Origin of the sequence: Martinezella rhizogenes (assembly GCF_027460065.1) — a bacterium.
GTDB classification, from domain to species: Bacteria; Pseudomonadota; Alphaproteobacteria; order Rhizobiales; family Rhizobiaceae; genus Agrobacterium; species Agrobacterium rhizogenes_C.
In genome coordinates, this window is record NZ_JAPYZZ010000030.1 from 1 (window position 1) to 26,165 (window position 26,165).

The following is a 26,165-nucleotide window of genomic DNA, read 5'->3' on the forward strand; positions in this document are numbered from 1 at the left end:
TCGCACTCGGCAGAAAATCGTGGCTCTTCGCCGGATCAGACCGCGGTGCAGATCGAGCAGCCTTTATGGCCACATTGATCATGACGGCAAAGCTCAACGGCATCGATCCGCAGGTGTGGCTGGCCGACGTTCTTGCCCGCATCGCTGACACGCCGATTACCAGGCTGGAGCAGTTGCTTCCGTGGAATTGGACGCCGCCGACCGTCAACGCTCAAGCGGCCTGACCTGCGGCCTTCACCGGAGGCTTACCCGTTATCAAGCTTTCGGAAAAACAGATAATGATGCTGATACCGGCTGAAATAAGCCTCACTCTTGAGGTCGCCGGGGACGGCAAGTTTTTGGGGAAGACGCCGCCAAAGCAGGTCATTGTCGCAGAGGCGCTGCAAATGCGCGTGGAGGCCACGTATATAGGTCTCAGCCTGCGCTTCACCCCAAGTATCCACAGTGTCGCGCCAGATTTTATCCTGTGCGGCATCGGCAGGCGCATAAAAGCGATAAGCTGCCATAACTAGCGACGCTTATTTCGGCCGATTACATCATCAGCAGAGACGGCTCTAAACTCGCTGTCATCCGCGCGCATTGCGGGAGCCAGTTCCTTTTGCAAGGCCTCCCATGCCTCGTCGCGGGTTTGCAGGTCACGCCGAATAAGCGCTCGAATATATTCGCTCGCATTCTCATAAAGACCGTCATCACCAATTTGCTGCTGGATATGGTCTTGCAGCGCACCGCTGAGTTTGACGTGAATGCTTCCTGACGCCATGGCGTTTTCCTTTCGGTCTCTTCGATTATGGAAAGCGTAGCATATATTGTCAATATTCATCACAGAGTGTCGGCAACGCGTGCCTCTTAGTCGACCGTACGGGGCCACAGGGGTCAAATCGCTATATCGTTTACTTCGCCGAGCGATTGAAATATTTCTAGTCCAGCGCGAAAGCACAAATGAGGATCAGGAATTGAACGTCATTACAGGAACCGGATTTGCCGGTGCTGCCTTGCTTTTTTCAGGCTCTGTCGCCTTCGCCGCGCCGACATACCTCAGCTGTGAATTTGCGAATCCAAAAGGAACCTCACAGGTGTTCAATTTCGCCCTCGACGACGCCGCCGGGACATTTGGAGTTTATGTCCCGGCTTCTGGAAGTCAGAGAATGGAGAAAGGCACCTTTTCCGGCGGCAAAGCGAGCCTGAATGAAGGCTCCGTGGCATGGGAGATCGACATCGCCAAGGGTTCCGTCATTCGTGACAAGCGCATGGTTGGCGAGAAGGACAGCGGGACCTGCAAGATGATCTCGCACGCGCAAAGCGGATTTGAAGAATAATTGCCGGTCTGGACGGGAGGCCAGTATCGAGACATCCGCGCATGGAGCTGACGGCCCGGCGCATCTATAGCGCCTTGGCGAAGCGCTCCAGTTTACCCAGCGTTTGCTGACCAAGCTCCACGGCACCGAAGCCTTTCGCTTGCTGGAACTCGGCTTCCGTGCTGAACACCATGCCCAGCACAACTTTCGTCGCGCCATCCTGATCTTCGAAGGAGGCCCAGGCATCGGCATGTTTCGGACCGTTTTCGCCCCACAGCAGCGTATAGGCGAGCCTCTCTTCGGGGCGGACCTCGACATAACGATGATGGTTCGGGAAGACTGTGCCGTCAGGGCCGATCATGTCAAAGACCCATTCGCCGCCGGTCCGCAGGTCAATTCTCTTCGTGCGGCAGGAAAAGCCTTCAGGGCCCCACCATTGCGGCAGCGTCTTCTCGTTCATCCAGGCTTTCCAGACGATGTTGCGCGGCACCTTTATCACTCGTTCCAGCACCATGGTCCGCCCGGCCACGCTGGCCAGATTGTTGAGGCCCGCGCCGAAACCTTCTTGATAGCCATCGCGCATATCCTTGGCCAGAGAGGAAAGCTGCACCGTTACGGTCAAGCGGCTCCGCTCTTCCGCAGACTGAAAATCGGCAGTGACCAGCGCTGCCGACTGCGTGACACCGTCGGATGAGACCACCTCGTAATTCACGCTGCGGCGGGTTGGCTGCAGCTCCAGCCAGCCGCATTCACAGCGAATATCCGGCTGGCCGGCGACGTTGCAGAGCGAAACTTCGCGGCCGCCCAGCCTGCTGTCCGCCTCCAGGAACTCCACGGCGACCGAGGGTGAAGGAGAAGCCCACACCGCCCGGGCGGCGGGTGACAGCCAGACCTGCCAGAGAGCCGATAGCGGAACGGCAATTTCCCGTTCGAAGCTCAGCGTCGCAAAACGGTCTTGTGGCTGACGCGGTTTAGCGTGTGCGCTTTTCTGATCCGGTTTCGTTGTCATTCGGAATCCTCCTTCATGGCCTGCATTGCAAATGCCTCCAGCCGGTCAAGCCGGCTCTCCCACACGGCCCGCTGCTCATCGAGCCATGTCCTTACCGGCTCCAGCGCTTCGGGCACGATGGCGCAGGTGCGCACCCGTCCATCCTTGGACGTGATGATCAACCCCGCCTCCTCCAGCACGGAAAGATGCCGCATGACCGTGGGCAGACGCAGCCCCGTGGGAGCGGACAGCTCCATGACCGGTGCCGGCCCGCCGCCGAGGCGCGCCAGAATCGCCCGCCGCGTTGGATCGGCCAGAGCCTGGAAGATCAGTGAAAGCTCATGATGATGCTTAGTCATATTGCTAACTATCATGCTTCATCGTGAAGACACAAGGAAAACTTAGCATATCAACTAAGTTTTTATCGGTGGAATGATCGCGGGAATAAAAGCCGACGCAAAGGATCCGATCTCCTGATTATCGCACGCTTCGATCAGGCGAGAGCGGAGGACGACAACGAAATCGAATCCTATTGCCGGTCGGCAGTCGCCAGGTTCATCGCCGCGCACGGTGATAACGACGACGCGGGCGGAAAGCCTGGGAGTACTTGCAGGATATGATGAGGGCGTTTCCCGTCGTCAGTTCGTCGCTTCATGCCCAAAACACCCAGCTTCCAAGCCAAGCTTGGAAGCCTTCATGCTATCTCAACTTGTGAGGGTTCCATTCCCTGCGCGACGAGCGACGCGGGAGACTTCGAATGCGGGTGGGAAGCGTTAAGTCGCCGAGCCACGATATCGTGGTTGAGCCACAGGACGGGACCGGAAGGTTCGGACGTTTCGCCGAAAATCAGCTGCCCGGTGGCCTTCACAACGAGACCGCTCAGGAGGTCGCTGATCATCACCTTGCCATCCCGATGCATCTGGGTGATCTCGTTTGACGTGCCAATGGTCAGATCGGCCTGTGCCTGGCTGTTTGCCATGGGCCATGCCGAAAAATCATAGAACGGACGCATGACCTCGCTGGCCTGCATGTCGGTGATCTTCCGGAAAACATCGTTCATGGTTAAACCGTCGGCCAGAAGCTGCTGGCAGGCCTGCCACTGTTCATCTGCCCACTGGCCACCGTTTTCTTTCTTCAACGCAAGCAGCAGTGGTATCAGGGGCAGCTCGATACCCGTGAACACATCGGACGAATTGGTCCGGATTTCGGGGCAATTATAGACAGTTGCCTTGATCCCTGTCGCCCAGGCTTGCTCTGCAATGCCTTCGAGCCGCATCTTCGCGTAACCCTGGGTGTAGTTGGTGTAGGTCTGCCAACGATAGCTTCCGTCAATGAGGACCGCCGATCCGTGGTAACCATAGGCCGTGTAACGCACTTGTCCGCCCGAAGTTTCCACGCGTTCGCGGATCGCCGCGCTGAAATCAAGGAGATGGCGGAAGGTGTTTGCGGAGACATCCTCAAAATTCTGCAGAATGAGCTTTCCCATGTCACTGTCGAGCAAGGTCTGCGACGACATGTGGCGGGTTCCGGTCCCCTTGTAGATTCGATTGGCGACGACCAGAAATACCTTCGCCTTCGGAATGCCCCCGGCCATGGTGTGGGCGAAGAAAACATTGCGGCCATGGGCGATCATTCCGTCCAGAACGGTCATGACCTTTGAAAGCGACTCCGTAAAACGCGCCGCGGCGATGTCGCGGCATTGCCCGACATAGTCCCAGTCGAGCTTGTCGTGTTCCCAGCTCTCAAGCGTCATCTTCGCCAGGAGATCGGTGGGAGTGGGGCCGCCTGCCGGCGCGTCGAGATCAAAACCCGCCATAAGAGGTATGTTGATAATCCTGCCGCCCAGCTGGGCCTCCGCCGAAGCCAGTTCCTCGGCGTTAAGCGGCCGCAATGCGTTGTTCTCGTCGCGCCGCCCGACGGTGATCCCCACAATCTCCATTCCGGCCCGTCTGGCTTCGTCCAGCAAGCCGGTGGCGTATCCGCGACCGAACAGTTCGCCGAAGAGTACGAAAACATCGCCTTTACGGAAGACCGTGTTTTCGGAGAGACGATTCAGTGCAACCGGATTTTCCATAGTGTCAGCTCTTTAATTCGTGTGTCGTCGAGCATGGCTCATACGAACTTTCCCGAATACATGACCGCGATGGCACAAAATGGGAACTCATTTTCGGTGACCGTTCATTTCAAAACGTGAAGTCGCTCAATATTGGTCCTGCAACGCAGGGAAATACCGAGGCCGCAGGAGACCGGCCCGTCGATACCGAAACGAGCTTCCCGGCAACGCTCGTCCCACGGATGCTGGCTAGGCTGTTGATACTGCCGAGCGGTTGATCCGCCGGGCTCCAGCCAAATGGCTCAATCGCGTTGCCGCCGGAGTTGCCCTAGCGGACCTCTACGTTCATACAGTTACGATGACGCATGATTCGAAAATATTCGTAGGCCTTCGGTCCGCTCGCAAAAGCTCACCTTCGGCCAGCGAATCCAAAGGTCCAAAATGCCAATGGGACGGGTGCGAAAAGACCGGCGCTCACCGCGCGCCCGTGGGAGCGGGTGCTGAAGGTCTTTACCTCTTATTCTGTCTTGAGCATGTGACCGACTATAACAAGGGCTACAGCTTTACCGCGGCACCGTCCAACCCCAACGTCGCCCGTTACCAGAAGGAGGCGGCGACCGGTGCTCGCCCGACCTGGGGAACCCGGGTGACCGAGGCGACTGAAACGCCGCTACCGTCTTCAGTTCGTTCGGGCTCGGCAAAGACGCTGAATGCCCGCAGAGGCGACAGGCCGGGACAGCCAGGGGTCGGCGTCCAACAGAGAAAGCTGAAGGTGCTTGAAGCCAAAGCTTTCGAAACACTTGGCCTTTCTTCCCAGGCGACATCCGGAGAAATCAGGAGCCGCTATAAGGAGAGGCTCAAAATGCACCATCCCGACGCCAACGACGGAGATCGCAATTCCGAGGATGCACTTCGCGCTTCGATCGAGGCGTATAGAATCCTTAAACTGAACGGTTTTTGCTAAAACCTGTTCAATAGGGCTTGCGATACATGCCTTGACGGGATTTCCGAACTTCAAGACTCGGTATCAGCGGTCTATGAAAATTGTAGGGGCTCCATCCGGAGCGGTGCGGCGCGCAGCGTCTCCCCAAACGGCGTTACACGACCATGGTCATGTCAAGTCATGCCGACTTCGCGAGTTTACGACAAGAATCGCCTGAAATCGCTGATTGCGAGAACTGATTTTCTACAAAATTAGTAGATATAGAATGACCGGTCTTCCTTTGCACGGCGCACAGGCTTTACGATCTGTGCCAGAATAATTCGAACCGCGTCTACCCACCATCCGCAATTGCCGCCTGCGCGAACTGCCGAACCAATGAACAGCCAACGCCCTCCAGAATATCCGGGGCGGAAAAAAGACGAGAAACGATAGATGCCACGTTACGTTATCATCGGCGCCGGTGCGGTGGGCGCAAGCCTTGCGGCACAGTTCGCGCTTTCAGGAATTGACTATGCGCTTTTCGGACGGGGCGCCCAGATCAGCCATATCAGGCAGCATGGCCTCACCTTCCAGCGCCCCCTGGAGACGCGGCAGATCGATCTCAAGGTTTTCGACCTTGCGGATCTTCCGGAATTGACGTTGGACGATATCCTCCTGCTGACGGTGAAAGCTCAGGATGCCGTCAGCGGGCTTGCTTTCTGGTCCTGGCAAAGCGTCTCGAACACGACCACGCCGGCAGCGGCAAACCTTCCTATCGTGACTTTTCAAAATGGACTGGCGACCGAGGCGAATGCCCTGAGGACATTTGCGAGGGTCTATGGTGCAAGCATTCTGACACCGGCGCGGTTCACGGAAACCGGCAAGGTGGTGGTCGGCGGCGAGCCGCAATTGGGCATCGTGACACTCGGGCGCTTTCCGTCCGGACGGGACGACGTGACCACGCAGATCGCGGCAGACCTGAACAGGGCCGGATACCTGGCCGAGGCGAGCGACAATATCCGCCGCTGGAAAGCGGCAAAACTGCTACACAATGTTCGCAATGCCCTGGAACTTTTCGAGGGTCCAGCCGATCTGAACGACAGGATCAGCGCGGCTCTGGTGGATGAGGCCCGCCATGTGCTGGAAGCAGCAGGTTACACCCTCGCCTCGCCCTCCGAGCGAACCGTGGACATTTCCAACTGGCGCGTTGCACCGAACAGCGGCATTCACCCGGGCCAGCAATCAACATGGCAGAGCTTTAAACGCGGAGCTTCGAGCGAGGTGGATTTCCTCAACGGCGAAATCGTTTTGCTGGGCCGGCTTCACAATGTTCCGACGCCTTATAACGAAGCCGTTCAAACGCTTGCCGGGAAACTGGCGCATCAGGGCGGGTTTTCAAAACCGCTGCCGCTCGATGCGATCACCTCTCTCATCGCCGCCCTGGACCGGACAGCGCATCCCAATCCCGCCACCCCTTCATGACCGGCAGCGCGTAGCAGCGCGATTTATCAAACGACAACGTGAAACGATAAAATGAGAGAAGCCATATCAGACCATATCCTTGCCGCCGCCGGTACGCTCTTCTATCGTGAAGGTATCCGGGCTGTCGGCATAGATCGGATCATCGAAGAAGCGAATGTTGCGAAAGCCACGCTCTACCGGCATTTCCCGTCCAAGGATCACCTCGTTGCGGCCTATCTGGAGGCACGGCACGAGCGGGTAATCCATTCGTTTCAGAAAGTGCTGGATGCGGACATGGCTCCGAAGGAGCAGATCCGGCTGATCTTCGATCAACTCCACGAAAAAGCCGACAGCCCGGATTTTCGCGGCTGCGCTTTCGCTCTTGCGGTTGCGGAACATGGCGAGTCCGAGCGTGTCGTATCCGTTGCACGTACCCATAAGGCGAAGGTCAGGGACGTATTTGCCGCTGTCCTCGCAAGAGCCGGCAGCACTGCGCAGATTGCCGTCGCCCATCTTTCGCTTCTTTACGAAGGGGCATTGGCAACCGTCGCCGTCGGGCGGAATCCTGAAGCTGTCCTGGTTGCGCGTGACTGTGCTCTCTCCGTCTTCGACATGGCCGCCTCCACCAATCAATCCAACTGAAAGCAGCAGACAATGACAAAGACGATCGATTATTTTTTCAACATCGGCTCTCCCTGGGCCTTCATCGGTCTCGAACCCTTTGCTGCCCTGGCGAAAGAACAGGGTGCCACGATCCACCCACATGTCATTCCGCTGATCGAGGAAAATGGCGGCATTTATTCGCGAAACCGGCCCGAGGCCAGACGTGCCTACTGGATCAGGGATCTGAAGCGCTGGGCGGAATTGCGCGGAAAAGTGCTCAATTTCGACAATCGCGCAGCTCTCTCCGATCCCTCACCGGCAGGCCTGATGGTTGCGGCAGTGATCGAGGCGGGTCAGGACTGGCTTAAGCTTGCACTTTCGCTTCAGGAGGCTTTCTGGGTTCGCGGTGAAGACATCGGCAATGCGGATGTCCGGCGGGCGATTGCGACAGCCGCGGGCTTTGATGCGGCGGCGCTCGATGAACGTGGCCAAAGCGATGCGGTTGCGGCCCGGCAAAAGGCCAGTTTCGAAGCCGCCAGGACAGCCGGTGTGTTCGGCGTGCCGACCTACCAATATCAGAATGAACTCTATTGGGGGCAGGATAGTCTTCCGTTCCTCGAGCGTCACCTCAGCGGTGAGAAGCTCGCCGCCTGATATCGCCGCCGGACGGCGGGAGACGGTTTCGCGGTCCTGCCAAGGCGTTTCGTCCTATGTTCATAAAGCCTCTCGCGGCTTTCTCCCGCAAGGCTCCCATGGAATCTCCTTATGCCCGATCTGCCCGCGCCTCTTATTCAATCCCTGCAGGACCTGCTCGGTGAGCGTCTATCGACGTCACTTGCCCTGCGCGAGCAGCATGGGCGCGGCGAAGCGCATCATGCAGCCACGCTTCCCGACGCGGTCGCTTTCGCTGAAACCACGGCAGAAGTATCCGAAATCGTGCGGCTATGCGCGGCAGAAGGCGTGGCCGTCATCGCTTTCGGCGCCGGCACTTCGCTCGAGGGGCATTTGACGGCCGTTAATGGCGGGGTCTCGATCGACCTTTCACGCATGTCAAAGATTGCCCGTATCAGCAGTGACGATCTGGATTGCACGGTTGAGGCTGGCGTGACGCGGGAGCAGCTGAACACATATCTGCGAGACATGGGATTGTTCTTTCCCATCGATCCCGGCGCAAACGCCTCGATTGGCGGCATGGCCGCAACCCGCGCTTCCGGCACCAATGCCGTCCGCTATGGAACGATGCGGGAAAACGTCCTCGGGCTGACCGTAGTACTGCCGACCGGCCAGATCATCAGGACCGGCGGTCGCGCCAGAAAATCTTCCGCCGGCTATGACCTGACACGGTTATTTGTGGGTTCGGAAGGAACACTCGGGATAATCACCGAAATAACGCTTCGCCTCTACGGAATACCGGAAACCATCTCGGCAGCACTCTGCTCTTTCGAGAGCGTCGAACAGGCGGTGGCAGCGGCCATTCAGGTCGTGCAGCTTGGCATCCCTGTCGCCCGCATGGAGCTGATGGACCGTGGCCTGATCAGGGCCGTCAACGCCTATTCCGGGCTTACCCTGAAGATCGAGGACACATTGGCTTTCGAGTTTCATGGCTCGCCCGCCGGCGTTCAGGAGCAGGTCGACATGGTATCCGCCATCGTCGAGGACCATGGCGGCAAGGATTTCGAGTGGGCCAATGCGCCCGAAGAACGCAATCGTCTCTGGAAAGCGAGGCATAATGCGTTTTATGCCGTCGTATCGCAGAGACCAAACGCCAAAGGCTGGTCATCGGATGTCTGTGTTCCGGTCTCGCAGCTCAGCAACTGCATATTGAAGACCCGTGAACTTCTTAAGGATTGCAGCGTCCCGGCCGCTATCCTCGGCCACGTCGGTGACGGCAATTATCACGTCGTCTTCGCCGTCGATCCCGGCAATGCGGAAGAACTCGGCGAGGTGGCGGCCATCAACAAGAAGATGGTGCAATATGCCCTCTCTGTCGGCGGCACTTCGACTGGCGAACATGGCGTGGGCACCGGGAAGATCGCTTATCTGCGTGAAGAACATGGTGACGCGGTTGATCTGATGGCGCTCATCAAACATGCGGTCGATCCCGCCGGTATCATGAACCCGGGAAAAATCCTGCCGAAATAGAATTGCCATTCTGCAGTCCTGATCGTGAGGCCATGCGATGAATTCCTTCAAAACTCACAGTTCCCACTGGGGAGCATTCTCCGGACGGTTTGCAGACGGGCGACTGGAGATAGAGCCCCACCCCGGTGACCCACACCCGTCACCGCTTCTGGGCAATCTTCCCGCCGTTGCCCACAGCCCGGCTCGTGTCCGGCGGCCTGCCATCCGGCGGGGCTGGCTTGAGCGCGAAACGGGCCATGCGCAGCGACGCGGCGCCGACGATTACGTCGAGGTCAGTTGGGCCGAAGCGACGAAGCTGGTCGCGGATGAGCTTGGACGGGTCTATGACGTTCATGGCCCAAGCGCCGTGTTCGGCGGCTCCTATGGCTGGTCGAGTGCCGGCCGGTTTCATCACGCACAGAGCCAAATACACCGTTTTCTGAATGTCCTTGGCGGATATGTCCGGTCCGTCAACACTTATAGTTCCGGCGCGGCCATGGTCATCATACCCCATGTGCTTGGACCATATGACAGCTTCGATCGCAAGAGCGTGACCTGGGACGCTATTGAACGCAACAGTGAACTGGTGCTCTGCTTCGGTGGGATGGCGATCAAGAATGCCGATGTCCACGGTGGAGGGATCAGCACCCACACCGTCCGGCAAAAACTGGCCGGCGCCAGAGCTCGCGGTGCGGACTTCACATTCATCAGCCCGTTGGCGGACGATTTTCCGGGTGATCTGAATGCAGAGTGGCTTTCCATAACTCCCGGCACGGACGTGGCGATGATGCTGGGGCTTGCCCATGTCCTCGTCACCGAAGGACTGCACGACCGGGCGTTTCTGGACCGTTACACGGTTGGCTATGAGCGGTTCGAGACCTATCTTCTCGGCAAGGAGGACGGCCAGCATAAAAGCCCCGAATGGGCGTCTGCAATCTGCAACATCGCGCCGGAAACGATCCGCGAGCTGGCGCGGAAGATGTCCAGTTCGAGGACCCTGATCACGGTCAGCCATTCGCTCCAGCGGGCCGATTATGGCGAACAACCGGTGTGGATGGGCATTGTCCTTGCCGCGATGCTTGGCCAGATCGGATTGGATGGCGGCGGATTTTCCTATTCCCTCGGCGCACTGGGCAATATCGGCAAAAACCTTCTCGCCGTCCCCTTGCCGACGCTGCAGCAATTCAAAAATCCCGTGCTGGACTATATCCCCTGTGCGCGCATCGCCGACATGCTGCTCAATCCCGGCGACGAGTTTCACTATAACGGCCACACGCTTCGCTATCCCGATATCCGGCTCGTCTATTGGGCGGGCGGCAATCCGTTTCACCACCATCAGGATATCAACCGGTTGCGGGCCGCTTTCCGGCGCCCCGAAACGATCATCGTCCACGAATCGGCCTGGACCTCGACCGCGCGACATGCCGATATCGTGCTACCCGCCACGACCACACTTGAGCGTGACGACATCGGCGCTGCCGATCGCGATCCCCTGATGATCGCCATGAAGCGCCTGCTCGCCCCCGTCGGCGAAGCGCGCAACGATTATGAGATATTCGCCGACATTGCACGGGAACTCGGCAAGTTCGACGCCTTTACTGAAAACCGCAGCAGCAGGGAATGGCTCACCTTCCTGTATGAGACCACCCGCAACGCGCTCGCGGATGGCGGGCATGATGCGCCTGATTTTGAAACCTTCTGGGAACGGGGGGAGCTGCTTCTTCCGGTTAAACCCGACGAAGGTGGCCCGGCGCGCAGCTTCCTACTGGCCCCCGAGACTAACTCGCTGCCAACGCCTTCAGGAAAGATTGAGATTTTTTCCGAAACTGTCGAGAGCTTCGGTTACGATGACTGCAAAGGTCATCCGCGCTGGTATCCGCCACGAGCGGAAACATCGGATGACGCACGCCTCCATCCCCTTCATCTCGTCTGCAATCAGCCCTATCAGCGTCTGCACAGCCAGCTCGACTATGGCGATTTCAGCCGTTCGACCAAGATCAGGGAACGGGAGCCTGTTCGTATCCATCCCGCCGATGCGGCTGTCCGGGGAATATCTGACGGCGACGTCGTCAGGCTTTTTAACGGGCGTGGCAGCTGTCTGGCTGGTGCCATTCTCAGTGAAGACGTCATGCCGGGCGTGATGCAGCTTGCCACCGGCGCATGGTTCGAGCCACAAGATCCCGCTGCGGACAATGCCGTCTGCGTCCATGGCAACCCCAACATCCTCACCCGCGACATCGGCACTTCGAAACTGGCGCAAGGTTCGACCGGCCAGATCGCCAAGGTGGAGATTGAGCTTTTCACCGGCGATTTGCCGCCGGTCAGGGTTTTCGAAGCCATGACCTTTGTGCCGCGTGACACAGTATCTTCGGCACCGCGACATCATCTATTGCCGGTGCGAGACGGCAATTTACATGCGTCTGAAACACCAATCCAAACTGTCGACCAAATGGCGATAAAATAATTCACTAAATCGATAGAAAAAGAATAACCAGTCTTTCTCCCTCACGCCCGGCTGCTAGTTTATGGGCAAGATAAACACCGCAACGAAGGGGCCGCGACATGACTGAAATATGTAGAAGCGGGCGCGCTCCTCAGCCAGGCGAGCTGCCAGGAGCCGCTCGCTAACCCTCGCGGCCAACCCGCTCACCCCATGAACTCAAGCATTCCCCCGCTCGGCTGAAAGGCCGGCGCGGCAACGGTTTGATATGCGTTGTAGCAATAACGGCAACAGCATGTGCGACCGCAGGAGATGCCGAAATTACAACGAAAAAACTTTGAATTTCTCAGGATCATATCATGACAAAACGTTCTTTCTCATTCTCCCTGTCGCGTCGCCGGCTGCTTTTCACAGCCTCCCTGGCAATCTCCGCCTCGCTGCTTTTGTCGACCGCAGGACCTTTGACGGCAATCGCTGCAGAGACGCCGCGCGACGGCGGTGACATCACTTTTCTGATCGATTCACTGGGCGATACGTGGATCCCCAACAACAGCGCCATTTCAAGCTTCCAGGGTCACATCTGGGGCCACGTTACGGATAAGCTGCTCTATGTCGATGCGGAAGGTAAGGTCAGTCCATGGATTGCCGAGAAGTGGGAGCAGAACGATACCGCGACTGAGTTCACCCTCCACCTGAAAAGCGGCGTGACATTCTCCGATGGCGAGGCGCTCGACGCAAAGGCCGTCGTCGCCAATCTGGACATCTGGTATGCGGGTCGCAAGAACGAAGGCATCAATCCCATCGGCCTTTTCCCCAAGACCTATGATCGGGCAGAAGCGGTCGATGCCACGACCGTGAAGGTCTACTTCAAGAAACCGACGCTCGGTTTCATCCCGACACTTGGATATCACGGATCGATCCTGATTTCGCCCAAGACCCTTGCCCAGCCGGCCAGCGAGCAGGCAGACCTTGGCAAGACCTCTGGCAGCGGCCCCTATGTCGTTGAATCATGGAAGGAAGGCGACCATGTAACCCTCGTCAAGCGCAAGGATTACAATTGGGGGCCGGCGGCTGTCGGCCACACCGGCCCTGCCTATCTCGACACTATCACCTACAAGCTTGTGACAGAGCCGTCACTGCGCGTTGCCTCCGTTCAGTCCGGCCAGGCGGATGTGGCTTACAACGCCTCGCCCCAGGAACTAAAATCGCTGAAAGACGAAGGCTTTACCGTTGCAACCCCGCGCTATCTCGGCTTCGTCAACGGCTGGGCCGTCAACACCAAGCTGCCGCCTTATGACGACGTGAAGGTGCGTCAGGCGCTTCAGTCCGGCATCAATCGCCAGGAAATAATCGACACGGTCTATACGCCCGACTGGAAGCTTCCGACCTCCTTCATCCAGAGCAACGTTCCGGGTGCAACGGATCACAGCGATCTTCTCGCCTATCAACCGGATAAATCCGAAAAACTTCTCGACGACGCCGGATGGGTTAAAAGCGCGAATGGCATCCGTGTGAAGGATGGCAAGCCGCTGGAGCTGACCATTCATTCCAACCCCTACCTCGCAACGTCAAAATCGGTTGATGAACTGATTGCCCAGCAACTCGGCAAGCTGGGATGGAAAGTGAATATCCGCGCCTATGACGTCGTGACATTCGGCGAAAAGGTCAAGTTCGGTGGAGCCGCAGTTCCCGCTTATGAGGTGACGCGCAGCTTTATCGATGCCGGCACAGTCGCCAGCATCCTGACCAACGCCAATAACGGCGAAAACTGGTTTGCGCTGGATGATCGCGACGCCAAATTGAACGATCTGCGCGACAAAATCGCCGGCGCGGGTTCCGTCGAGGACCGCAAGCCTCTTCTGGACGGCCTGCAAAAATACGTGCTGGAACAGGGCTATTTCATACCACGCACACAAATCGTCCAGCGCATCTACGTGCAATCGCCGAAGCTGAAAGGCGAGGTCTATAACGGGGTCGCTTACGCCAGCTATTACACGGCCTTCATTGCCGAATGAAGCCAGCACCCACCCTGTAACGTCAAGGAGGTGACGGCATGAGCAATGCCTACCTAACCTACGCCGCAAAGCGGCTCGGCCAGGCGATCGTCGTCATCCTTCTGGCCTATGTCTTCACCTTCGTGGTCGTCAGCGTCCTGCCTGGCGACCCGATCACCAGCGTTCTGCGCAACCCGCAGAACGGTTTCACCGAACAGGAAATCGCCGAGATCATCGCTGCGCAGGGGCTGGACAGGCCGATCATCGTGCAGCTCTGGCACTCCCTCACGGCATTTTTGACGGGCGATCTCGGCATTTCCATGCGCTCCAATCGACCCGTCGCGACCCTGATCGCCGAAGTGTTGCCATCGACGCTGGTTTTGGCCTCGGCCGGGCTCGCGGTCGCGTTGATCCTCGCCTTCGCCGTTGCCTATGGCACACAGGTGGTGCCGAAACGATATGGACAGGGCCTGCTGCGGGCCTTCCCGTCGCTATTCCTGTCGACACCCAATTTTGTCATCGGCCTGTTTCTGATCCACCTCTTCGGTTTTCAGCTCAGGCTGTTCCGGGTCATCGAACCCGACAGTTTCTGGGCGACGCTGTTTGCGGCGATCACCATCGGCATACCGTTTTCCGCACAGATCGCGGAAGTCCTGATCGCCAATCTCGATCATGAAGCGGAGCAGGACTACGCAGCGGTTGCCCGCAGCCGTGGCATCGGACCGAAGCGGCTTTTCACGACACATCTGCTCAAGCCCGCATCGCTACCGGTCGTGACCGTCATCGCCCTGACCGTAGGCGAACTTCTGGGCAATTCGCTGATCACGGAAACGGTGTTCGGTCGCACCGGTATCGGCAGTCTCGTACAGCGCTCCGTCAGCACGCAGGACTTGCCCGTCCTGCAGGCCATCGTCTCGCTGGGCGCCGTGGTGTTCGTCGTCGTCAACCTCATCGCCGATCTTCTTTATCCGCTGCTCGATCCGCGGGTGAAAATTGTCGTCGGCCGAAAGCGCCGCCTGACGACCATCGATGACACATCGCTCGGCCTTGAAACGGGGAGCAAACCATGAGCCTCATCACCAGCCCGGTTTCCGGCAACAATCCTTTCGAGAGACTGAGAGCTCTCAACATAACGGCAACGGTTGCCATTTCCCTCCTCGTCATCGCAATCGTCGTCGCCTGGTCCATTGCCCCGCAACTGTTCACCAGCCAGAGCCCGATCAACGGCGTCCCTGCCGACAAGCTTCTGGCGCCAAGTCTTGCGCACTGGTTCGGCACGGATCATCTGGGACGCGATCTCTATACGCGGGTGGTTTATGGCACAGCCTCGTCGGTATCGAGCGCTTTGGTCGCTGTCGTCATCGGCGTCGTCATCGGCGGTGTGATCGGTCTGCTTGCCGGGTTTTTCGGCGGCTGGGTGGATATCGTCTTTGCGCGTTTCGTCGACGTACTGCTGTCCATTCCGAAGTTCCTGCTCGCGGTCATCATCGTCACGGCCATCGGCTTCGAAACGATCAATGCGGCGATCGCGACAGGCATATCAGCCATTGCGTTTTTCGCCCGCGTGGCGCGCTCCGAGGTCATCAAGACCCGTCAGGCGACCTTCGTGGAAGCGTCTTTTCTGCTGGGCGGTTCACGCCGCTACATCGTTCTGAGACACGTCCTTCCAAATGCATCGCGTTCGATGCTGCCGCTTGCCGTGCTGCAATTCGGCGAGTCCATCCTCGTAATCGCCAGCCTCGCCTTCCTTGGCTATGGCGATCCTCCGCCTTCTTCCGACTGGGGCCTGCTGATTTCGATCGGCAAGGACTACCTCAAATGGCCCTGGCTCGTTTATGCGCCCGCGTTCGTTACGATCGTGACCGTCCTCTCTGTCAACAGGATCAGCCGATGGCTTCGCAAATCGCACTGAAAACAGCGCCAGTCTTTCCCGAGATCGTCGCAGCGGCTCCCGAGCACGCGAGACCCCTCCTCAAGGTCGAAAATCTTGCCGTTTCCTACGGACGGCAGGAGGTCGTCCATAATGTCGGCTTCGAAATCGGGCGCGGCGAAAGCCTTGCCCTCATCGGGGAATCCGGTTCTGGAAAATCGACAATCGCGAAAGCCGTGCTGCGGCTTCTTCCCAACGGTGCGAACGCCACGGGTGAGGTCGTTTTCGACAGGCAGAACATTCTCGCATTGCCGGAACGGCGTTTCAGGCCGTTTCGCGGCCGTGAAATCGGCTTCGTGCCGCAGGATCCGGGCAACTCTCTCAACCCTGTGAGGACAATCGGCTCGCAGGCACTGGAGGCCGCAGCGCTGACGGAAGAGGTCAATCCTTCGATCCGCAAGACACTTATCCTCGACACATTCGCCAAGGTGGGTCTCGACAATCCGCAGCGGGTTTACGATTCCTATCCGCACCAGCTATCCGGGGGCATGCTGCAGCGCGTGCTGATCGCGCTGGCAATATTACCGCGCCCTGCCCTGCTGGTGGCGGACGAGCCGACCTCGGCGCTCGACGTCACGATCCAGAAGCGCATCCTCGATCTCCTCTCCCGCCTTCGGGATGAGCTGAACATCAGCCTGCTTCTCATTACCCATGATCTCGCGATAGCGGCAGAACGGGCAGATAAGCTCGTCGTGCTGAAGAACGGTGTCGTGCAGGAAGCAGGCAAAACGTCTGCCGTTTTTTCCTCCCCCTCCTCTTCCTATGCGAAAAAGCTCCATGGGGACGTGCCAGCGCTCAACCCTGACCGCTATGCAAAGTTTCGCGATCCGGGGTTCGGTCTCCTGAAGGGTGATACGTCGCCGAAGATCGCGGTAGAGGGTGTTACCAAACGTTTCACCGTGGACGGCAAAACACTGACGGCGGTGGACAATATTTCATTTACGGTTCCGGCAGGCACGACCCATGCCCTCGTCGGCGAATCCGGCTCCGGCAAGACAACGACGATCCGCCTGCTGCTGGGGCTCGAAGAGCCGGAAAGCGGCACGATCACGGTTGCCGACGAGACCGTCACGAGCAAAAGCCAGGCGTCACTGCGGTCCGTCTGGCGGCATCTTCAACTGGTTTATCAGAACCCTTTCACGTCACTCGACCCGACGTGGAAGGTGGGGCAGCTTGTGCGTGAACCACTCGACCGGTTCAGGATCGGGACGCCGAAAGAGCGCTCCGAACGGGTAGAGGAAGCTCTCGCGAATGTCGGCCTGAGCGAGCACCTGCTGGAGCGCAAGCCATCGGCCCTGTCAGGCGGGCAGCGTCAGCGGGTGGCAATCGCCCGTTCGCTGGTGCTCCAGCCTGATGTCATCGTGCTGGACGAACCCACATCCGCTCTGGATGTCAGCGTTCAGGCAGATATCGTCGAGGTGCTGCTGTCGCTGCAGGCGAAGCTTGGCCTGACCTATGTCTTCGTTTCGCACGATCTCGCTCTCGTCCGCCAACTCGCGCATAGCGTTTCAGTGATGCAGCGGGGACGTATTGTCGAACATGGCGCCGTCACCGAAATCTTCCGCAACCCGAAACATGAATATACCGCGTCGCTGCTGAACTCCGTCCCGTCGGGCATTGCCGGGACGGGTCGCATTCCCGCGGCCCAGCGCGCTCTGCGGAAGGAACAGCACGCATGAATATTGCAGCACCTTCCGGCGACCTTCCCCTGCTGTTTCGACCGAAGCAGCGGCTTGGCTTCAATACGCGGGTGTCGTTCAACGACGATGACGGTCCGGCAAAGGGGCTGCGACAGGGCATAGAGTTGTTCAGGCAGGCGGAAAGGCTGGGTTATCAGTCAGGCTGGGCCTATCAGCGCCACTTCGACAACTATCTTTCCTCTCCGTTACCCTTCTTTGCGGCAGTCGGTCAGCATACGCGGCACATCACGCTCGGCTCCGCCGTCATCCCGATGCGGTATCAGGATCCGATCCTCCTGGCTGAGGCGGCGGGAACGACCGACCTTTTGATCGACGGCCGGCTTGAACTTGCTATTTCGACCGGGGCCAATGGCGCATTCGATGCCGTGTTCGGTACCGTCGACACCGATGCCCGGACGGAGGCAAAACGTCGCCAGTCGCGCTTCCTCGCGGCCATTGCCGGCGATGTTCTGCACACTGTCACGGAGCAGGACGTAGGTGCACCTCCGGGAGCCGAGTTGCGGGTTACCCCGCATAGTCCAACCTTGCGGCGCCGTATCCGACAAGGTTCCGCCAGCATCGATTCAGCGATCCAGGCCGCCGAACTTGGTATCGGCCTGATTTCCGGCACCGTCCTTCACGATCAGGCCGAAGGCGAGACTTTCGGTCAATATCAGGCGCGGATCATCGATGCCTATCGCACCAATTGGCTGCGCATCTGGAAGACGCCGCCGCCGCCGGTCGCCGTTGCAGCTTCGGTTCTGGTCGGCACCACCCCGGAGCTACGGGAGAAATACGCGGCTTACGATCTTGAGCGTCGCACCGCCGGGATTGCCGCCTCGCGCCCAAAGGGAGCACTGGCTCCCGCCGGCCCGCCCGTCGGAGCACTGATTTCTCCGGTCTTCCAGGGCACACCCGACGAGGTGATCGAGACGGTGCTGAGCGATCCGGGACTGGCAGCCGCCGATGACCTCGTTCTGTTTCTGCCTCCCGCTTTCGGGCTGTCCGAAAACATAAGATTGCTTACCGATCTTGCGACGACGGTCGCTCCGTCTCTGGGGTGGAGACCCGCTTCCCATCACGACGAGCCGGAACAGACGGCAATCGAGGGTTCTAGGCCATCAGCATAGTCAGGCAATATTTTCTACATATTCCATAGAAATAGAAAGACCTGTCTTCCTCATTTGCCACACCGGCTTTAGCTTTTACCCGACACTCAGAAACACCAAGGAGCTCCCATGGCTGCGGAATTCATCAGCGTCAGCTTTCCCAACGCGTCCAATGATCTAGACCCCATCCCGGATGCTCCGGTCGATCCGCTCTTTCTGGAACGTTATGCGCGCGCACTGGACGACTACGGGTTCAACTACACGCTCATTCCCTACTCCTCCTCCTCGTTCGATCCCTTCACTTTGGGCGCGACGGTTCTCGCCCATACGAAGAACATCAAGATCATCGTCGCGCTCCGGCCCAACACCGTTTATCCGACGGTTGCCGCCAAATCTCTTGCAACGCTTGACCAGTTGAGCGGCGGTCGCGTCGTTGTCCACTTCATCGCGGGCGGAAGCGATGAGGAGCAGGCGCGTGAAGGGGATTTCCTCAACAAGGAAGAGCGTTACGAACGTCAGGAAGAATATATCCGTATTCTCCGCCTTGCCTGGACATCGACCGAGCCCTTCGATTTCGACGGGAAATATTACCAGTTCAAGCAATTCCGCAGCGCCGTACGCCCCACCAACGGTCTGATCCCGATTTCGCTCGGCGGTTCATCGGATGCCGCCTATCGTATTGGCGGCTCACTATGCGACATTTTCGGCCTCTGGGGCGAACCCCTGGCTGAAACCAAGCAGCAGATCGACCGTATCTATGCAGAAGCCGCAAAAGCAGGCCGAACCGATCGCCCGCGCATCTGGGTTACCTTCCGGCCAATCGTGGCTGAAACAGATGAACTGGCCTGGGAAAAAGCACACAGGGTTCTCGACCGTCTGAACGCAAACCGTCAGAAGGGTCTTTCCCGCGCACCAGTCAACGCAACACCACCTGCCAATATCGGGTCCCAACGGCTGCTCGATATCGCCAAACGCGGCGATGTTCACGACCGGGCGCTGTGGTATCCGACGGTGACTGCGACCAATGCAAGCGGTGCGACAACCGCTTTGGTCGGATCACCGCGCACGATCGCCGATTCCATTCTCGACTATATTGATCTCGGAGCCGATCTGATTTCGATCCGCGGATACGACAATTATAATGATGCCGTCGATTATGGACGATACATCCTGCCCCTCGTCCGCGAGGGCATTCGCGAACGCGAAGAGGCAAAGAAAAAGGCAGCCGCCTGATCGCCGCAGTACGGCCACGCCGCCGGACCTATGCACCTCTTCTACCAGGACCGGGATCATCCACACCCGCCATGGGTGATCCCGCCTCCCGACCTTCAGAAAGCCGTTATCCGCATGTCCTATGATCCCACCGCACTTGACGCTGCCGTGCGCGTCCTTTCCGAAGCCGCACCGGATGCGGATCAGACCGGCCAGTTTCCCTGGACCGGTATTCGCGCCGTTCATCAGGCGGGGCTTCTTGAGAGCACCGTGGCCACGCGTTACGGAGGCCCGGGGGGAACCTTGAGCGCCGCGGCCCATATTCTGGCGGCGCTTGGACGCGGTGATCCCTCCGTCGCACTCATCAGCGCGATGACGATCTTCACGCATCTGGGACAGGCAACCAAGGACCACTGGCCCGAGGGTTTTTACAGGGAGCTTCTTGCCAAGGCCAAACATCAGCCGCTGCTGCTGAATGCGGCCCGCGTGGAACCTGAGCTCGGCTCTCCGGCCCGCGGCGGATTACCGGCCACACGTGCGCACCGGACGGCAAATGGGTGGTCGATCACCGGTCGCAAGCGTTTCGTGACGGGTGCGCATGGCCTCACGCACTTCCTCGTCTGGGCGCATACCGACGAGGTTCAGGCTCGGGTCGGTACATTTGTCGTGCCCAACGACCTGCCCGGCATCAAAATCATAGAGAACTGGAAAAGCCTTGGAATGCGGGCAACCGGTTCGCACGATGTCGAATATACCGAGGTTGAAATCCCGGCAGAAAATGTGCTGGAACTCGTTGATCCCTCGGTTGCACAGCAGGACAATCGCGGCCATGCAGCAATGACGCTCGCGCTCACGGCAATCTATCTGGGCGCGGCCGAAGCGGCTCAGGAAGCATTCATTCGCTTCGCCCATGAACGCGTGCCCGCCAATCTGGGCCACCCCATTGCGCGGACAGAACGTTTTGTCGCGCTTTCGGGTGAGATCGACCTTCTGGTCTCGGGCGCCCGGCAGATCATCTTCGGCGCGCTCGCAGGCCATATCGGTGAAGCCGAACACCTGATAAGGGCCCGGCTTCTCGCCGGCCGGCAAATCCGCGACGCCGTGCAACTGGCTGTCCGCGGCATCGGCAATCCCGGCCTCAATGCCGATCTCGGCCTCGAGCGGCATTTCCGGGATATACAGTCGGTTCTCGTCCATGCTCCCCAGGAGGATACGTCCGTCGCCATTCTCGGACGCGCCGCATTCGAGCGCTGGAAAACGGGCGAAAATGAGCGATCAATACATCCAGCTGGCATGTCAATCCTGAAGACGGCCTGAGGCACGGTGGTGCCGCCTTCCTCCACAGCATCTGGGGTGGCGAAGAAGGTGTTTTCGATATCCGGGATACATCAGATATTCATCTATGCGTTAATCTGAGGCGCATCTCGGTGACTCGATGATTGATTGTTTTTGTCTCCGCACGCTGGCTTCACTGCAAAAACTTGAGTGGGTAAGCATCGACATTCCGTCGCTTTGCACCATAGCAGCGCGCGATTTCATTCCGCCGCACATTTTGCACCGTTCTTGCGACTTTCCCATTCCTGCGGGGTCAGTGTCTTGATGTCGAACTGGTCGCGCGTGCGGGCGTAGGTGTGTCCGCCCATGCGGCCGACTGCGTCCATCATCTGCTGGTCGATATGCAGGTTTGCGGCGTTGATGGCATCACTTCGCACAAACACCCCGACAACTTCCCCGAGGATGATCTCACGGGCAGGACCAACCTGCAGCGTGGTGTGGCGGCGGCATTCCAGCGCGGCCGGGGCGGCGAGAATGCGCGGGCTGCGCACCATCGTGCCAGACACGGTTGAGAGGCCGGCTTCTTCCATTTCATTCACGGCCGGGCCGAATTTGATGGCGCAGACTTCCATCTGCTCCACCAGCGCATTGTCGCAGATGTGCACGGTGAATTCGCCGGTTTCGCGAATATTGCGGGCCGTGTCCTTGAAGCGCATGTCGGCATAATTCTCGACGCCGATGGCGACGATGGCCGGGTCGTGGGTCAGCACGTTGAAAAAGCTGAACGGTCCGGCATTCGGCTGGCCGTCCTTGTCGACGGTCGTCACCAACGCAATGGGACGGGGGATGACGGTGCCAATCAAAATCTTGTAGCGCTCGCGCTCATTGAGCTTTGCGAAATCGAAATGGGTATGGGCTGTGGTGGTGGTCATATCAAACCTCGGCGGCGATGCGGTGGGTTTCAAGGGGTGTGTGGCGGCTCAGGTTTTCAAAGCCGTCCCGGGTGACGACATACATGTCACCGACATTGCAGCCGGCAACGAGCGGCTCCAGCCATTGCGTATGCAGCACGAAGACCATGCCCTCCTCCATCCGGTCGTAATTATGTGACGAGATGTTGAAGCTGTTCTGGCCACCCGCCATGCCAACGGAATGACCGAGGTTCGGATTATGCGGGCCGTGCGTTGCCGGATAAACATGCATCAGGGTTCGCCCCTGCGCTTCCCAGTCGATATCTTTCACATATTGGCGCGGGATAAGGCGGGCGCTGCCATCATCCATCGGCGCCCAGTTATAGGGCATGGTGCGGGCTTCGGGTGACGTCAGCAGACCGCGCTCGATCATCGGCTCGAAGGCCGCATTGTTGACGTCCCGCATCAGGGCGCCGGGACGGATAAGCTTTTCGGCGCGTTTTACACCGTCGGTGCAGGCGGTCAGCACATCTTCCTGCCGCCTGGTGATGTCGCCGACGGCGATCATGCGGGCGGTCTGGGCGGTGTAGCCGCGATAGGTGACGTTTGACACATAGAGATTGATCAGGTCTCCCGGACGCACAACATGACCGTAGGGCTTGCCGCAATGCGTGCCGAACGCATTGATGCCGATCTGATATCCGTCGCCGGTCTCGCCGCCGAATGAAAGCTGCGCCTGGGTAAAGGCGGCATAGATCTCGTGGTCGGTCACGCCGGGTTTCGTCACATGATAGGCTGCCTGCGTTGCAATGCTGACCAATTGCGCGGCGGCCCGGAACATCCCTATCTCGCGCGGCGATCGCACCTTCTGCATACGATCGAGGATGGCGTTGTCGGCGATGAACTTCGCCTTCGGCATCAGCTCATCGAGAGCCGCCCAGAAGGTCAGCGACGTGCGGTCGCCGATGCGGCCAATCTGCGCCTTTGCAAGCCCCATCCCGGCCAGCAGCTCGGCACATTTTTCCGCCGTTTTGACGATGCTGTCGCCCGGCCGGTCGGCATATTCGCGGCCAATCGGGCCGATCTGCCAGATGTCCTCCACCAGCACGGGCTCACCGCCCGGCGGCAGAAGCACGGACTGGGTGAAGAAGGACAGCAGCACCATCGGCTTGTCGACATCCGTCGGGATGATCAGCACGCCCTCGCGCATCCAGTCACAGATATAACGCAGATAGTGGTTCGATGTGTGGAACCAGCCGACACCGCCAGTATGGACGATCAGCACATCATGCCCGGCTTCAACCGCCTGACGGCGAATGCGGCGCAGGCGATCCTCGAATTCCTCGACCGGCAGAGGCAGCGGCGCGGAAAAGTCGAAATCCGGCTGAAAATCGGCAAGCAGCGATCCGATGCAGTAAGAGCCTGTTTTGTTGGTATGTATATTCATTGGTATTCCCTCCGGAATTTTGAATGATTGGGTCAGGCCTGCCGCGTTGGCGCCAGCACGCGTCTTGCGACCAGCATGACGACGAGGGTCAGCCCGATCAACAGCCCTGACATGGCCGCAACGCGCACATCGAGAGACTCTTCGATGAGAGCGAACATGCGCAGTGGCAGAACCGTCGTCTGCGCATCGGCGAGGAAGAGCGAGACCGAAACATTATCGAGCGACTGGATGAAAACGAGAAATGCACCGGCCAGGATGCCCGGCGTCAGCAATGGCAGGATCACGCGTCTGAGCGTTGTGAACCATGTCGCTCCCATCACCGTCGAAGCCTCTGCCAGCGACGGGTTGATCCCCTGCGCGACGACCGAAGCGGCGCGATACATCAGCGGCCCGAACACCACGACATGGCCAATGACGGTAAGCCAGAGCGATGGCTGGAAACCGACAAAATTGGCGACGATAAGTGCCGCAAGACCATAAACGAGGCTCGGGAGGACCAGCGGGGCGAGAAGCAAGGGCTCGATCGTGTTGACCGCGCGGCGCTGCATCCGCGCCATGCCGATGGTAGCCGGCACGGCGAACAACAGCGAACCCAGCACGGCAAGGCCCGCGATCTTCAGCGAGTTGCCTGCCGCAATATGCTCCGTGGCAGAGCGGGCCGGGTCGAGCAGCGCCTCGTACCAGCGCAGTGAAAAGCCCTCGGGCGGATATTTAAGCGTCTGGCCCGATGTAAACGACATGGTGATGGCAATCATGATCGGCGCAACCAGATAGATCAGGCTCAAGCTGCCGAAGCCGAAGACGAATGCCTTGTAGAGGAGACCGGGGATCCGGCTTTCACGATTGCTACGCATGGCCGACGAGCCTCCGGTGGCGGGAAATCATGGTGATCGTGACAAGCAGAATGCCGGTGGACATCAGCAGCACGACGGCGATTGCGGACGCCATCGGCCAATCGAACAGCGTGCCGACCTCCCGATAGATCAGTTGCGGGACATAGACGTTGCGGGCACCACCGATAACGGCCTGAGTGACGAAGGACGCGCTGGTGCTGGCAAAGACGAGGATCCACCCAGCCAGCAGGCCGGGCAGCATCATCGGCAACAGAACCGTGACGAGGACACGCCACGGGCCTGCGCCTGAGACCTGCGCGGCTTCGGTATAGGTGACTGGTATGCGCGACAGGATGGCGATCAACGGAAGGATGATCAGCGGCAAGTCGATCTGGCACATGGCCATCACCAGCCCGAGTTCAGTCGACATCAGCGTGAAGGGACGCTCCGCAAGGCCAAGCGCCACAAAGATTTCACTGATCGGCCCCTGCCGCCCGAGTATGACGATCCAGGCGAAAGTCCGCACCACATTGCTGGTCAGCATGGGGATCAATGTCAGGAAGATGATAATCTGGCGTGCGGTCCTGCCGCTATGCCAATAAAGCAGGGCGATGGGCACACCGAGCAAAGTCGTGCTGACAATTGTCTGCAATCCGAGCACGGCGGTGTTGAGCAATACGCGATAATTGAAAGCATTGCCGAGAAATCGTGCGTAATTGTGCAGGGACAGGCCATCGGGGCCGATGAAGCTGAACCCGACGAGAACGGCGAGCGGCGTTGCAAAGAACGCCACCGAGAGCACAAGCATCGGGATAACGTATGGGAAGCCGCTCGCCTTCATTGTCTTTCCTCAGCCGGCAACGATGGCGTCGAACTGGCGGATCCATTCCGCACGGTTCCTGTTGATCGCGGCCCAGTCCGGATAGACAAGAGAAGCGAGTTGTTCGCGCTTCACATAGGCCTCGATACCGGGCGTCAGTTCCACTTGCCCGTTGGTCGGAAACATTTCCTGCGGCGGCATCTTCAGCCTGTCCTGCGCGGCCTTGGAGATCGCCGCATCCATATAGGCATAGGCCGCATCGACATTCTTCGCGCCCTTGGTCAGGTGGATGTTGACGGGAGCTGCCGGCGAGCCGGTTTCCGGCTGGACGAACTCGGCCTTCAGGCCCAGAGCCTTGAGCTTGGCCACATTACCGGTGGAGCACATGAAGACGGCGATCTCGCCCTGCTGGAACAGCGTCATCTGGTGGTTAGTGCTGGCAACGACGCCCTTGATATGGTCGGGATTGTCCTTGAACAGCTTGAACACGGCATCCATGTCGGTCGGGCCGGAACCGAAGATCTTGGCGATCTCGGTATAGGCCATCACGCCGGTGTTGGAGGCAAAACCCGTCCATGACACCAGGCCCTTGTAGGCCGGGTTTTCGAAGAGATCGCGATAGCCTTTCGGTGCAGGGACGAGATCGGGATTATAGGCGATGCCATTGACTTCAACCGTGACTGTCGGCCCGTACTCACCCTGGAACGCTGGATCAAGCATCCCCCAGTTTTTCAGCTTCGACGGGTCGATCTTCTGGATCAGGTCGTTCTCGACGGCAACGGCCATCTGACCGGGCGACATCAGAAGGGTGTCATAGGGCGGGTTACCGGGGCTGGCCATGACCTTGGCGAGTTGGTCCTGTGCCATGGCGGGGGCGACGGTCAGATCGAAACCAGCCTCCTTGACGAGCGGCGTCAGCACGGTGCGATACCCGTCTTCCCAGTTGCCCGGAAAGGTCGCCGCGACGGCGGTGCCACCGGCGGCGCGGACAGAGAAAGGAATGGTGGCTGCGGCAGCCGCGCCGGCGGCAAGCAGTCCGAAACGGCGTCGTGTAATGTTGAAGTCCTGCATC

Annotated in this window: 25 protein-coding genes and 1 pseudogene; 16 read left to right on the forward strand and 10 right to left on the reverse strand. The window is 59.0% G+C overall.

Annotated features, from left to right (window positions below):
• The coding region (locus tag O8B93_RS26445; protein WP_269712586.1) for a transposase domain-containing protein at window positions 1–224 on the forward strand (224 nt) is incomplete at its 5' end.
• Window positions 225–245: 21 nt separating this feature from the next.
• Here the strand turns inward: O8B93_RS26445 and O8B93_RS26450 are convergent.
• Both O8B93_RS26450 and O8B93_RS26455 read right to left on the reverse strand, forming a co-directional pair.
• Entirely contained in the window at window positions 246–506 is a 261-nt protein-coding gene (locus O8B93_RS26450; RefSeq protein WP_269712875.1) for a type II toxin-antitoxin system RelE/ParE family toxin, read from the reverse strand.
• Between the two features lie 2 nt (window positions 507–508).
• Entirely contained in the window at window positions 509–760 is a 252-nt protein-coding gene (locus tag O8B93_RS26455; protein ID WP_269712876.1) for a ribbon-helix-helix domain-containing protein, read from the reverse strand.
• A 193-nt stretch (window positions 761–953) separates the two neighbouring features.
• Here O8B93_RS26455 and O8B93_RS26460 point away from each other — a divergent pair, with 193 nt between their 5' ends.
• On the forward strand, window positions 954–1,316 hold the full coding sequence (locus O8B93_RS26460; protein WP_269712877.1) for a hypothetical protein: 363 nt from the start codon (window positions 954–956) through the stop codon (window positions 1,314–1,316).
• Window positions 1,317–1,380: 64 nt separating this feature from the next.
• Here O8B93_RS26460 and O8B93_RS26465 read toward each other — a convergent pair whose 3' ends face one another.
• Together O8B93_RS26465 and O8B93_RS26470 are read right to left on the reverse strand one after the other, a co-directional pair.
• Window positions 1,381–2,304: an SRPBCC family protein gene (locus O8B93_RS26465; RefSeq protein WP_269712878.1), complete on the reverse strand. Its 924-nt coding sequence runs from the start codon at window positions 2,302–2,304 to the stop codon at window positions 1,381–1,383.
• Window positions 2,301–2,642: an ArsR/SmtB family transcription factor gene (locus tag O8B93_RS26470; RefSeq protein ID WP_269712879.1), complete on the reverse strand. Its 342-nt coding sequence runs from the start codon at window positions 2,640–2,642 to the stop codon at window positions 2,301–2,303. The genes O8B93_RS26465 and O8B93_RS26470 overlap by 4 nt, the downstream gene beginning before the upstream one ends.
• A gap of 99 nt (window positions 2,643–2,741) precedes the next feature.
• On the opposite strand from O8B93_RS26470, the pseudogene O8B93_RS26475 reads away from it, so the two are divergent.
• Window positions 2,742–2,903: pseudogene (locus O8B93_RS26475) on the forward strand (TetR/AcrR family transcriptional regulator); the annotation flags it as partial.
• Between the two features lie 74 nt (window positions 2,904–2,977).
• Here the strand turns inward: O8B93_RS26475 and O8B93_RS26480 are convergent.
• The gene (locus O8B93_RS26480; RefSeq protein WP_269712880.1) at window positions 2,978–4,357 is read right to left on the reverse strand and encodes an enoyl ACP reductase FabMG family protein; all 1,380 of its coding nucleotides are present in this window, start codon (window positions 4,355–4,357) and stop codon (window positions 2,978–2,980) included.
• Between the two features lie 337 nt (window positions 4,358–4,694).
• On the opposite strand from O8B93_RS26480, the gene O8B93_RS26485 reads away from it, so the two are divergent.
• The 13 genes from O8B93_RS26485 to O8B93_RS26545 all read left to right on the forward strand — a co-directional run bounded on the left by O8B93_RS26485 (window position 4,695) and on the right by O8B93_RS26545 (window position 21,124).
• A complete protein-coding gene (locus tag O8B93_RS26485) occupies window positions 4,695–5,300 on the forward strand; it encodes a J domain-containing protein (RefSeq protein ID WP_269712881.1) in 606 nt (201 codons plus the stop codon).
• Between the two features lie 411 nt (window positions 5,301–5,711).
• On the forward strand, window positions 5,712–6,740 hold the full coding sequence (locus O8B93_RS26490; RefSeq protein ID WP_269712882.1) for a ketopantoate reductase family protein: 1,029 nt from the start codon (window positions 5,712–5,714) through the stop codon (window positions 6,738–6,740).
• Window positions 6,741–6,791: 51 nt separating this feature from the next.
• Entirely contained in the window at window positions 6,792–7,361 is a 570-nt protein-coding gene (locus tag O8B93_RS26495; RefSeq protein WP_269712883.1) for a TetR/AcrR family transcriptional regulator, read from the forward strand.
• 12 nt (window positions 7,362–7,373) lie between these two features.
• Entirely contained in the window at window positions 7,374–7,976 is a 603-nt protein-coding gene (locus tag O8B93_RS26500) for a 2-hydroxychromene-2-carboxylate isomerase (protein ID WP_269712884.1), read from the forward strand.
• A 111-nt stretch (window positions 7,977–8,087) separates the two neighbouring features.
• Window positions 8,088–9,464, forward strand: coding sequence for an FAD-binding oxidoreductase (locus tag O8B93_RS26505; RefSeq protein WP_269712885.1), 1,377 nt, complete (start codon window positions 8,088–8,090; stop codon window positions 9,462–9,464).
• A gap of 37 nt (window positions 9,465–9,501) precedes the next feature.
• Window positions 9,502–11,907: a molybdopterin guanine dinucleotide-containing S/N-oxide reductase gene (locus O8B93_RS26510; RefSeq protein WP_269712886.1), complete on the forward strand. Its 2,406-nt coding sequence runs from the start codon at window positions 9,502–9,504 to the stop codon at window positions 11,905–11,907.
• Window positions 11,908–12,242: 335 nt separating this feature from the next.
• On the forward strand, window positions 12,243–13,898 hold the full coding sequence (locus O8B93_RS26515; RefSeq protein ID WP_269712887.1) for an ABC transporter substrate-binding protein: 1,656 nt from the start codon (window positions 12,243–12,245) through the stop codon (window positions 13,896–13,898).
• Between the two features lie 38 nt (window positions 13,899–13,936).
• Window positions 13,937–14,947, forward strand: coding sequence for an ABC transporter permease (locus O8B93_RS26520; protein WP_269712888.1), 1,011 nt, complete (start codon window positions 13,937–13,939; stop codon window positions 14,945–14,947).
• Complete coding sequence (locus tag O8B93_RS26525) at window positions 14,944–15,789, forward strand: ABC transporter permease (RefSeq protein WP_269712889.1); 846 nt, start codon at window positions 14,944–14,946, stop codon at window positions 15,787–15,789. The genes O8B93_RS26520 and O8B93_RS26525 overlap by 4 nt, the downstream gene beginning before the upstream one ends.
• Window positions 15,768–17,486 carry an ABC transporter ATP-binding protein gene (locus O8B93_RS26530; RefSeq protein ID WP_269712890.1) on the forward strand — a complete coding sequence of 573 codons (1,719 nt, stop codon included), beginning with the start codon at window positions 15,768–15,770 and terminating at the stop codon, window positions 17,484–17,486. Before O8B93_RS26525 ends, O8B93_RS26530 begins: the two co-directional genes overlap by 22 nt.
• Entirely contained in the window at window positions 17,483–18,616 is a 1,134-nt protein-coding gene (locus O8B93_RS26535) for an LLM class flavin-dependent oxidoreductase (RefSeq protein ID WP_269712891.1), read from the forward strand. Before O8B93_RS26530 ends, O8B93_RS26535 begins: the two co-directional genes overlap by 4 nt.
• Before the next feature lie 108 nt (window positions 18,617–18,724).
• Window positions 18,725–19,828 (forward strand): LLM class flavin-dependent oxidoreductase, encoded by a 1,104-nt coding sequence (locus tag O8B93_RS26540; protein ID WP_269712892.1) that lies wholly within the window; start codon window positions 18,725–18,727, stop codon window positions 19,826–19,828.
• A 114-nt stretch (window positions 19,829–19,942) separates the two neighbouring features.
• Window positions 19,943–21,124 (forward strand): acyl-CoA dehydrogenase family protein, encoded by a 1,182-nt coding sequence (locus O8B93_RS26545; RefSeq protein WP_269712893.1) that lies wholly within the window; start codon window positions 19,943–19,945, stop codon window positions 21,122–21,124.
• Between the two features lie 218 nt (window positions 21,125–21,342).
• Here the strand turns inward: O8B93_RS26545 and O8B93_RS26550 are convergent, their stop codons facing one another.
• From O8B93_RS26550 to O8B93_RS26570, 5 genes are read right to left on the reverse strand one after another with little or no spacing between them, the layout of a single operon-like run.
• Window positions 21,343–22,014 carry a flavin reductase family protein gene (locus O8B93_RS26550; protein ID WP_269712894.1) on the reverse strand — a complete coding sequence of 224 codons (672 nt, stop codon included), beginning with the start codon at window positions 22,012–22,014 and terminating at the stop codon, window positions 21,343–21,345.
• 1 nt (window position 22,015) lies between these two features.
• Window positions 22,016–23,440 (reverse strand): M24 family metallopeptidase, encoded by a 1,425-nt coding sequence (locus O8B93_RS26555; RefSeq protein WP_269712895.1) that lies wholly within the window; start codon window positions 23,438–23,440, stop codon window positions 22,016–22,018.
• A 32-nt stretch (window positions 23,441–23,472) separates the two neighbouring features.
• Window positions 23,473–24,294, reverse strand: a complete 822-nt coding sequence (locus tag O8B93_RS26560; protein WP_269712896.1) for an ABC transporter permease — start codon at window positions 24,292–24,294, stop codon at window positions 23,473–23,475.
• Complete coding sequence (locus O8B93_RS26565) at window positions 24,287–25,114, reverse strand: ABC transporter permease (protein WP_269712897.1); 828 nt, start codon at window positions 25,112–25,114, stop codon at window positions 24,287–24,289. Before O8B93_RS26565 ends, O8B93_RS26560 begins: the two co-directional genes overlap by 8 nt.
• Window positions 25,115–25,123: 9 nt before the next feature.
• Window positions 25,124–26,164 (reverse strand): extracellular solute-binding protein, encoded by a 1,041-nt coding sequence (locus tag O8B93_RS26570; protein WP_269712898.1) that lies wholly within the window; start codon window positions 26,162–26,164, stop codon window positions 25,124–25,126.
• Between the last annotated feature and the right edge of the window lies 1 nt (window position 26,165).

What these genes read in the sequence shown, in the direction of transcription:
- O8B93_RS26535 (WP_269712891.1), top strand. Translation starts at nt 17,483, where the DNA reads ATGAATATTGCAGCACCTTCCGGCGACCTTCCCCTGCTGTTTCGACCG.
- O8B93_RS26545 (WP_269712893.1), top strand. Translation starts at nt 19,943, where the DNA reads ATGTCCTATGATCCCACCGCACTTGACGCTGCCGTGCGCGTCCTTTCC.
- O8B93_RS26555 (WP_269712895.1), bottom strand. Translation starts at nt 23,440, where the DNA reads ATGAATATACATACCAACAAAACAGGCTCTTACTGCATCGGATCGCTG.
- O8B93_RS26480 (WP_269712880.1), bottom strand. Translation starts at nt 4,357, where the DNA reads ATGGAAAATCCGGTTGCACTGAATCGTCTCTCCGAAAACACGGTCTTC.
- O8B93_RS26450 (WP_269712875.1), bottom strand. Translation starts at nt 506, where the DNA reads ATGGCAGCTTATCGCTTTTATGCGCCTGCCGATGCCGCACAGGATAAA.
- O8B93_RS26560 (WP_269712896.1), bottom strand. Translation starts at nt 24,294, where the DNA reads ATGCGTAGCAATCGTGAAAGCCGGATCCCCGGTCTCCTCTACAAGGCA.
- O8B93_RS26505 (WP_269712885.1), top strand. Translation starts at nt 8,088, where the DNA reads ATGCCCGATCTGCCCGCGCCTCTTATTCAATCCCTGCAGGACCTGCTC.
- O8B93_RS26500 (WP_269712884.1), top strand. Translation starts at nt 7,374, where the DNA reads ATGACAAAGACGATCGATTATTTTTTCAACATCGGCTCTCCCTGGGCC.
- O8B93_RS26530 (WP_269712890.1), top strand. Translation starts at nt 15,768, where the DNA reads ATGGCTTCGCAAATCGCACTGAAAACAGCGCCAGTCTTTCCCGAGATC.
- O8B93_RS26485 (WP_269712881.1), top strand. Translation starts at nt 4,695, where the DNA reads ATGACGCATGATTCGAAAATATTCGTAGGCCTTCGGTCCGCTCGCAAA.
- O8B93_RS26495 (WP_269712883.1), top strand. Translation starts at nt 6,792, where the DNA reads ATGAGAGAAGCCATATCAGACCATATCCTTGCCGCCGCCGGTACGCTC.
- O8B93_RS26465 (WP_269712878.1), bottom strand. Translation starts at nt 2,304, where the DNA reads ATGACAACGAAACCGGATCAGAAAAGCGCACACGCTAAACCGCGTCAG.
- O8B93_RS26570 (WP_269712898.1), bottom strand. Translation starts at nt 26,164, where the DNA reads ATGCAGGACTTCAACATTACACGACGCCGTTTCGGACTGCTTGCCGCC.
- O8B93_RS26540 (WP_269712892.1), top strand. Translation starts at nt 18,725, where the DNA reads ATGGCTGCGGAATTCATCAGCGTCAGCTTTCCCAACGCGTCCAATGAT.
- O8B93_RS26520 (WP_269712888.1), top strand. Translation starts at nt 13,937, where the DNA reads ATGAGCAATGCCTACCTAACCTACGCCGCAAAGCGGCTCGGCCAGGCG.
- O8B93_RS26525 (WP_269712889.1), top strand. Translation starts at nt 14,944, where the DNA reads ATGAGCCTCATCACCAGCCCGGTTTCCGGCAACAATCCTTTCGAGAGA.
- O8B93_RS26510 (WP_269712886.1), top strand. Translation starts at nt 9,502, where the DNA reads ATGAATTCCTTCAAAACTCACAGTTCCCACTGGGGAGCATTCTCCGGA.
- O8B93_RS26455 (WP_269712876.1), bottom strand. Translation starts at nt 760, where the DNA reads ATGGCGTCAGGAAGCATTCACGTCAAACTCAGCGGTGCGCTGCAAGAC.
- O8B93_RS26565 (WP_269712897.1), bottom strand. Translation starts at nt 25,114, where the DNA reads ATGAAGGCGAGCGGCTTCCCATACGTTATCCCGATGCTTGTGCTCTCG.
- O8B93_RS26515 (WP_269712887.1), top strand. Translation starts at nt 12,243, where the DNA reads ATGACAAAACGTTCTTTCTCATTCTCCCTGTCGCGTCGCCGGCTGCTT.
- O8B93_RS26470 (WP_269712879.1), bottom strand. Translation starts at nt 2,642, where the DNA reads ATGACTAAGCATCATCATGAGCTTTCACTGATCTTCCAGGCTCTGGCC.
- O8B93_RS26490 (WP_269712882.1), top strand. Translation starts at nt 5,712, where the DNA reads ATGCCACGTTACGTTATCATCGGCGCCGGTGCGGTGGGCGCAAGCCTT.
- O8B93_RS26550 (WP_269712894.1), bottom strand. Translation starts at nt 22,014, where the DNA reads ATGACCACCACCACAGCCCATACCCATTTCGATTTCGCAAAGCTCAAT.